Genomic DNA, 7,838 nt, shown 5'->3' on the forward strand with positions numbered 1-7,838 from the left:
CCCTGCTGGCCCGGCTGGCGGCGGTTCTGGACGAGACGACATGAGCCCCATGCGGCGGCGACCTTGCATTTCGCCGCCGCTTTGGCTATACGGCCCCCTCGTTTGTGCGGAGCCCCGGCCATGAAGACCGATATTCATCCTGAGTACCATGAGATCACCGTCGTGATGACCGACGGCACCGAGTTCAAGACTCGCAGCACCTATGGCAAGGCGGGCGATACCCTCCGTCTCGACATCGACCCGAAGTCGCACCCGGCCTGGACCGGCGTCCAGAAGCTGGTCGATCGCGGCGGCCAGGTGGCGAAGTTCAACAAGCGCTTCGAGGCCTTCGGCCTGAAGAAGTCCTGATCGCGCGGCGCCCGAACGGGCGCCTGCCGATGCTGGTCTGTGAGCCGGCCCCCACTCGGGAGGCCGGCTTTTCGCGTCTGCCTTCCCGGCCTTCCGCATTTTCCCTTTATTGTCATGCCCGGGCTTGGCCCGGGCATCCAGGAAATGCCGACGCCGCTCCGGGTGGCCCTGGACTGCCGGGTCAAGCCCGGCAATGACAGAAGAGGGAGGCGCGGCCTCTAACCCCCCAATCGCCCCAGCGGGATGTGGTCCCGCGACTCCGGCGTCCAGGGCGCACCGGTCCAGTCGCCCAGCCAGATCTCGACCACCAGCCCGGCCTCGGCGATCAGCTGCTCCAGCTGCGCCCGCGGCGGGAAGGCGATGCGCGAGCGCGAGGACAGCACCCGGCCGTCGGCGAGGATCCGGTAGAAGGTGCCGTAGGTCGCGATGCCGGTGGCGGGGTCGTGCTCGACATCGTTCCACGCCTCCGTCGCGCCGAACCGGGGATGCTCGATCCGGCGCATCGATTCCGCCGGAGTCCACTCCCGCCACTCCTCCCGCGCCGGGTTGCGGCTGTCGAAGATGAAGCGGCCGTCCGGCTCCAGATGCGCGGCGATGGTGCGCAGCGCCGCCAGCTGGTCCTCCGCCGTCAGGAACACCTGGAAGGCGTGGCCGGTCAGCACGATTAGGTCGAATCGCCTGCCCAGCCGGACACTGCGGCCGTCGCCCTGGACCCAGGTCACCCGGCCGCCGCCGGGCCGGGCGCAGGCGATGTCCAGCATGGCCCCGGCCGGATCGACGCCGAACACCGTCCGTCCCGGCTCGCCAGCCAGTTCGGCCGCCAGCCAGCCGGTGCCGCAGCCGAGGTCGAGGACCGAGGCGCGGCCGGCCGCCAGCGCCCGGCAATAATCCTGGTCCGAAGACCAGACATTCTCGACATCGTAGAAGCTGGCGAGATCGGGGTCGCCGTACAGCCGGTCCTGGGTCATCGGGCCTGAGTCTCCGGTGCCGCCCGGAGGGCGGGCGGCGTCGCGCCCATCATGGCACCGGCGCGTGACCGCCGTCCTATTTCTCTGCGGCGATCGTCTCGCCCGCCCAGCCGTCGGGCGGCGGCTCGCGCTCATGCTCGGCGATACGCTGGGCGTACAGGTGATAGAGGGCTGACAGCGACGGCTCGAGCTCCCGGCATCGGGCGAAGCCCTCCCGCGCCTCGTCCCAACGGCGGGCGCGATAGGCGGCAAGCGCCGCCTCGTGCTGGCGGGCCAGTTCCTGGTAGAGGCCGTCCTCGACCTGGCGATGGGCCAGCAGGGTGCAGACCGAAGCCGGCTCCCGCCGGCCCTTGACCACCAGCCGGTCCAGCTCGATCAGCGCGGCGCGCCCCTCCAGTGCCCGTGCCGTGTCCGGCCCGATCACCGTGCCGACGCCGTAGCGCTTGCAGGCGCCCTCCAGCCGCGAGGCGAGGTTGACGCTGTCGCCCAGCGCCGAATAGTCGAAGCGGCGGTCGGAGCCCATGTTGCCGACGACGCAGGTGCCGGTGTTGATGCCGATGCCGACCGCGATCGGGCCGGCTACGCCTTCCCGCTGCAGCGCCTCGTTCAGCGCCGCGATGTCCGCCAGCATCCGGCGGGCGGCCTCGACCGCATGGGCGGCGTGGTCAGGGTCGTCCAGCGGCGCGTTCCAGAACGCCATGACGCAGTCGCCGATGAACTTGTCGATGGTGCCGCCGGTCGCCAGCACCGCCTCCGACAGCGGCGTCAGAATCCGGTTCAGCAGGCGGGTCAGCCCCTGCGGGTCCTGCTGCATCCGCTCCGACAGGGTGGTGAAGCCGCGCACGTCGCAGAACAGCACGGTCAGCACCCGGGTCTCGCCGCCCAGCTGCAGCTGGCCCGGGTCCTGCGCCAGGCGCGACACCATGGATGGGGCCAGGTAGTGCTCGAAGGCGCGGGTGATGCGGCGGCGCTGCGCCTGCTCGCGGGCGAAGCCGTAGCTGCCCTGGATGACGATCGCGGCGGTGGTGCCCAGCATCGGCAGCGCCGGCGGCAGCCAGACCCGGCCGAACCGCAGCAGGGCATAGCTGCCGGCGGCGATGGCGATGACCAGCAGCGCCAGGGCGGCCAGGGACGGCACCGGCCCGAGCCGGCGGGTGCCGATCAGCGCCACCAGCAGCAGCACGGCCAGCACCGCCGGCGGCAGCCAGGGCGGGGCCGGGGCGATCCACAGTCCCTGCGCCAGGTTGTCGAGGATGGTGGCCTGCACCTCGGCCCCCGCGGTCAGGCGCCCGGTCTTCACCGTGTAGGGGGTGACGAAGGCGTCGACGCCGCCGCTGGTGACGGTCGGCACGGTCTGCAGGCTGAAGCCGACGATCGCCGCCTTTCCGGCCAGCGCGCCAGGCGGCAGCATCGCTCCGGGCTCCAGCGCCTGATAGTAGGATACGGTCGGATAGCTGCGCGGCGGCCCGAAATACTGCAGCAGGGCGCCGGGCGGCGGCACCGGATCGTGCCCGGCCAGGCGGGCCAGCGTCGCGGCGAAGGGGTCGGGCACGTTCGGCACGCGGCGCAGCACGCCATCCGGATCGAGGTCGACCGAGGCGACGCCCGACCGGGCGCCGCCGGCCAGCAGCGGGGCCATCGGCTCGGTCCGGATCCGCTGGTCGAAGCGCGGGTCGGCGATGGCGGTGATGTCGGCGGCCAGCACCGTGTCGGCCGCCAGGGCCGCGGCCAGGGCGGCGTCCTCAGTCGGCTGCGACGGCTCGGCGAAGACAATGTCGAAGCCGATCGGGCGGGCGCCGGCGCGCCGCAACGCCTCGGCCAGCCGGGCATGGACGCCGCGTGGCCACGGCCATTGCCGGCCGATCTCGGCGAAGGACGGCTCGTCGATGGCGACGACCACGGCGCCATGCGCGGCCGGTTGCGGCGGGTCGTAGGTCGAGAACAGGTCGAAGGCGCGGTTCTCCACCACCTGCCAGTCGGTCGTGGCGCCGAGCGGCAGCAGGGCGGCGAACAGCAGCACCGCCAGCAGCAGCGACGGCCACAGACCCCGCCCGATCCCGCGCCGCGCCATCTAGAACCGGATCGACGCGGTGGCCGCGACCAGCCGGCCCGGCGCCTCGACCCCGAAAGCGGAGTCGTAATCCTCGTCGAACAGGTTGCGGATGACGAAGCCCAGCGCGATCCGCTTGTCCAGCGGCTCCCAGCTGATCGCGATGTTGGTGGTGCCGAAGCCGTCGATCTCCGGCACTCCCGGCCCGCTGGACTGCGGCCCGGCCCAGACCCGCTCGATCTGCGCCCGGATCTGCAGCGGGTGAACCCAGACGGCACCGACCCGCGCCGTCCAGTCCGGCACGAAGGGGATCCGCTTGCCCTCGTCGAGGCCCTCGGTGATCTCCGACCGGATCAGCGAGGCCGAGCCGTAGACGCCGATGCCGCCGGTGAACCAGATATTGCCGGCGGCGGTGACCCGGTCGGTGCGGCCGCGCTCGACATCGACCGAGACCAGTTGGGCCGAGGGGTAGGCGAAGGACAGGTTCTCCAACTCCTGGTGCTGGCCCTCCAGGCTGGTGAAGATGTGCGGCGTCCACTCCGCCTCCCACCGCGCGGTGTAGCTGGTAGCGACGCCGCCGGCGCCCAGGGGCAGCGTGTCGGCGAGGATGCCGACCGTGTCGGTCGGGGCCAGGGTCAGGTTGCCCGGCGTCTCGGCGCTGCGCTGGATCGCGGCGCGCAGCCAGTGCCCCTCGGCGGGGGACCACGCCACGCCCAGCCGCGGCTCCAGCACCACCTCCGGCACCGGCCCGCCCTCCTCGGCGCGAACGATGCCGGTGCCGAAATCGATGCGCAGGTCGGGGGAAGGGGTCCAGCGGCCGAAGGCGAAGACGCGGCCCAGCGTCTGGTCGATTTCGGTCCGGCTCTCACCATGGGTCCGCTCGGTCTGCAGCTCCTCGCCGAGGAACCTCAGCGTGGTCCAGGCGGTCTGGTCGGCGGACAGGACGGACCGAGTCGATTGCACCTCGAAGCCGTACTGGATGGTGATGTCGCCCGAGCCCCAGACATGGGCCAGGCCGCCCATGGTGGTGTCGCTGCGCTGCTTGACGATGTCGTCTTGCCGCAGGTCGTAGCTGATGAAATCGGGGAAGACCGGGTCCGGGATATCGAACAGCAGGCTGCGGTTGAAGTCGCGGCGCTCGACATGGCTGCGCTGGACCACGGCCATCAGCCGGCTGCGCTCGGCCAGCCGGTAGCCGAAGGCGAGGCCGCCGGACACCGCCCGGCTGCGCTCGCTGGCAAAAGGCGTGGGGGCGAACACCGTCCCGGCGAACTCGTTGCCGGCCTCGCCGCCATCGATCCAGGCGACGAAGCTGCCGCCGAGGCCGAGGCGCCCGGCCAGGCGGGCGGAGCCGGTCCAGCTGTCGCTGTCGTCGCCGGGGTCGTCGCCGTTGTTGTCGACGCGGGCGAAGCTGGCCCGGAACGCCAGGGGGATCGGGGCGACGGTGTAGGCGTCGATATCGACACCTTCGCTGTGACCGAGCGTGTCGCCGACCGAGACGATCCCGCCGGTCAGTTGCGCGTCCAGGAACGGCCGGGGCAGCAGGTCGGTGCGGCGCTGGCGCGACGACGCCAGGGTCGGGTCCAGCAGCAGGGCCTGGATCTCGGCCGACAGGGCCACGCCCTCCGGCACCGCGGGGTCGGCCCCGAAGGCGGTCGGCTGGCTGATCACCGACCGGCCGAGATAGGTGGAGGCGCTGAACGGGTCGTCGGTGCGGTCGTTGTAGTAGCGGCCCCAATCGATCAGGCCGAGATTGGCGTAGGCGCCCAGCAGCGGCGGCCCCAGCCGGTTGCCGAGATTGGCGGTGCTCAGCGCCAGGGTGCCCTGGCCGCTGCGGGCCGCGATCTCGCGCGCGTTGCGGATCGCCTCATCGGCCTCGGCATTGTCGATGGCGATGATGGTGCGCAGGTTGGGCACCATCGGGTCGTTCGGGTCCAGCCGGTCGGCGTTGCCCAGCGTCTGCTCCGCCTGCTTGGTCTGGCCCAGCGCATACTGCGCCGCGGCCAGGCCCTGCAGGTTCTCCGACGACGCCGGGTTGGCAGCCGACGCCGCCAGGAACTTCGCCAGCGCGCCGTCGATATCGCCGGTCTCGAAGGCCAGGATGCCCTCGCCGACCAGGGTGATGCCGGACTCGGGATCGATCGCCCGGGCCTCGGCCAGCAGCATCCGGGCCCGGTCGACCATGCCGGCCTCGAGATACAGGACGGCGCGGTTGATCCGGACATTGGCGGCATTGGGATCGAGTGCAGCGGCCTTTTCCAGGGCGTCGTCGGCCTCGACCAGCCCGCCGCGGATGTCGTGCAGCATGCCGAGGTCATTCCAGGCATCCGCATTGCCCGGGGCTTCGCTGGTGGCACGGCGCAGCAGGGCCAGGGCGCCGTCCGGGTCGTTGGCGAAGGCGACCTTGTAGTTGGCGGCCATCCGCAGCGCTTCCGGGTCGTCGGGGTCGATCGCCAAGGCGTGGTCGACCGCCTGCCGCATGCCGTCGCGGTCGCCCAGCACCTGCGCCGCGGTGGCCTCGCTGATGGCGATATCGAGGTCGCCGGGAAAGCGCCGGGCACCGGCCTGCAGCGTGGCATAGGCGGCCGGCAGGTCGCCGCGGATCGCCTGCAGCCAGGCCAGCCCGTCGACGGCGAGCGGATCGTCGCTGGCCGCCAGTTCGCGCTCCATCGCCGCCGGATCGGCGGATTCGCCGGCGGCCGTGCCGGCGAAGAACCGGCCAAGGCGGGCGCGCAGCCTCAGCCGGCCGGTGCTGCCGGCTTCGGCCGCCGTGAAGGCGCGGGCCGCATCCTCGCTGCGGCCGGCGCGGCCGGCCAGGATGCCGTCCAGCAGGTCGGCGCGCACCGCCTGCTCCGGCGTCAGTGTCCCGGCGGCGCGGGCCTTGGCCAGATCGGCCGCCGCGGCTGCGGGGCCGGCGATGTCGAGATCCGCCTCGGCCAGGGACAGCCAGTCCTCCGCCGAGCGCTGCGCCTCCGGCACCGTGGTGACGCGGCGTTGCGCCTCGCGCCGGTCGCGGGCGGTGGCGTGGGAGGCGGGGAAGGAGTCGAACACGCTGCCCGGCGCCAGCCAGAACAGCATCTGCTCGCGGTCCTTCGGCGTGGTGACGATGATCTTGGCCGGGGCGCTGCCGACCGCCGCCACCGCCGCCTCGCCGCGGCCGACGCTGACCCGGCCGAACTCGTTGCTCAGCTCGACCACGCCGGACAGCACCACCAGCGTGGTCTTGCCGTCCGGCCCGACCGCCAGCGACCAGTCGGTGCCGCGGATCGCCGCGGTCGCGGCCGGCGTCGCGATCTCGACGCCGTTGCCGCCGGTCACGGCGCGGGCCCAGACCGCGCCCGAGTCCAGCTCCATCCGGGCGGGGGCTCCGTCGCCGCCGATGTCGCGGACCAGCAGCTGCGAGTTGTTGTGGACGCGGATCTGGGTCTGGTCCGCGAACAGGATCGCCAAGCCGCCCAGCGGGCCGGTGCGCAGCGCGTCGCCGCCCAGCAGCACCTGCTGCACCTCGACATCCTGCCACAGCTCGGCGGCGGTGAAGCGGATCTCGGACCCGCCGGTGGTCTGGACGACGGCGCCGGCGGCCCGGCCGTCCCGCGGCACCACCGCCGCCCCGGCCGCATCGACACCGAACAAGGGAAGAGCAAGGCCCAGCGAGCCCAACAGGATCCGCCTCAGAACAAGGCGGTGCCTCGAACAATCGACCTGCATCAAATCGGACCCTCGCGGGGACTCATCAAAAGAGAACGGCCCCGGCCCCCCAGCCGGCAGACATCAAGACGATAATGCGAAAAATGCCCGCAATCTCCCCTCCAATTGGAGGGGGGAGGCGGTTTTGGCGATATCAATGGTGAAGGGCTGCTGCGATCAGGGTGAGGCAGCAGGGCCAGAGGCGGCTGGTTCACCTCTGACCTCACTTCTATTGTCATTGCCGGGCTTGACCCGGCAATCCAGGGGCCACCAAGAACAGCTCTGGCCGCCCCTGGATCCTCGGGTCAAGCCCGAGGATGACAATAAATAGAGCTGGAACTCGAGAGAAGCTCGCTTTGGTTGCGATGCCCTTAAGCCGGACAGCAGTGGGTCAAGCCCGGCAATGACAGCAAGAGAGTACGCTGTTCTCGTCAGCTCAGCGCCGCAGCTTCTTCCGGTCCAGCACCGCCTCGTTGACGCAGTTGCGCAGGGCGCCGCTGCGCAGATAGGCGACCGTGGTCTCGGCCGACAGGCGGCGGGCGTCGGCCTGGCTCTCCGGGCTCGACCACGCCGCATGCGGGGTCAGGATCAGCCGGCCGCGCAGCCACTCCGGCTGCTCGTGATAGGCCTGCAGCAGGGCCGGCAGCGGCTCGGGCGGCGGCTCCTCCGGCAGCACGTCCAGCGCGGCGCCGGCGATCCGCCCGGCCTGCAGCGCGCCCAGCAGCGCGTCGAGATCGACGATGGCGCCACGGGCGGTGTTGATCAGCACCGCATGCGGCCGCATC

General features: G+C 71.8%; 5 protein-coding genes. 1 reads left to right on the plus strand and 4 read right to left on the minus strand.

The features are described 5' to 3' along the window. Nucleotides 1-120: 120 nt before the first annotated feature. On the plus strand, nt 121-348 hold the full coding sequence (gene rpmE, locus ABDW35_RS26935; protein ID WP_343716938.1) for a 50S ribosomal protein L31: 228 nt from the start codon (nt 121-123) through the stop codon (nt 346-348). 218 nt (nt 349-566) lie between these two features. Here the strand turns inward: rpmE and ABDW35_RS26940 are convergent, their stop codons facing one another. From ABDW35_RS26940 to ABDW35_RS26955, 4 genes are all read right to left on the minus strand, one after another. Further along, on the minus strand, nt 567-1,316 hold the full coding sequence (locus ABDW35_RS26940; protein ID WP_343716939.1) for a methyltransferase domain-containing protein: 750 nt from the start codon (nt 1,314-1,316) through the stop codon (nt 567-569). Between the two features lie 76 nt (nt 1,317-1,392). Continuing rightward, a complete protein-coding gene (locus ABDW35_RS26945; protein ID WP_343716940.1) occupies nt 1,393-3,387 on the minus strand; it encodes an adenylate/guanylate cyclase domain-containing protein in 1,995 nt (664 codons plus the stop codon). Further along, nucleotides 3,388-6,999 carry a TonB-dependent receptor gene (locus tag ABDW35_RS26950; RefSeq protein WP_343716941.1) on the minus strand — a complete coding sequence of 1,204 codons (3,612 nt, stop codon included), beginning with the start codon at nt 6,997-6,999 and terminating at the stop codon, nt 3,388-3,390. It lies immediately after the preceding gene. Nucleotides 7,000-7,489: 490 nt separating this feature from the next. Further along, a partial coding sequence (locus ABDW35_RS26955) for an NAD(P)-dependent oxidoreductase (protein WP_343716942.1) occupies nt 7,490-7,838 on the minus strand: 349 nt, incomplete at its 5' end.

It is taken from the genome of Inquilinus sp. (assembly GCF_039594555.1).
In the GTDB taxonomy this organism is placed as follows: domain Bacteria; phylum Pseudomonadota; class Alphaproteobacteria; order DSM-16000; family Inquilinaceae; genus Inquilinus.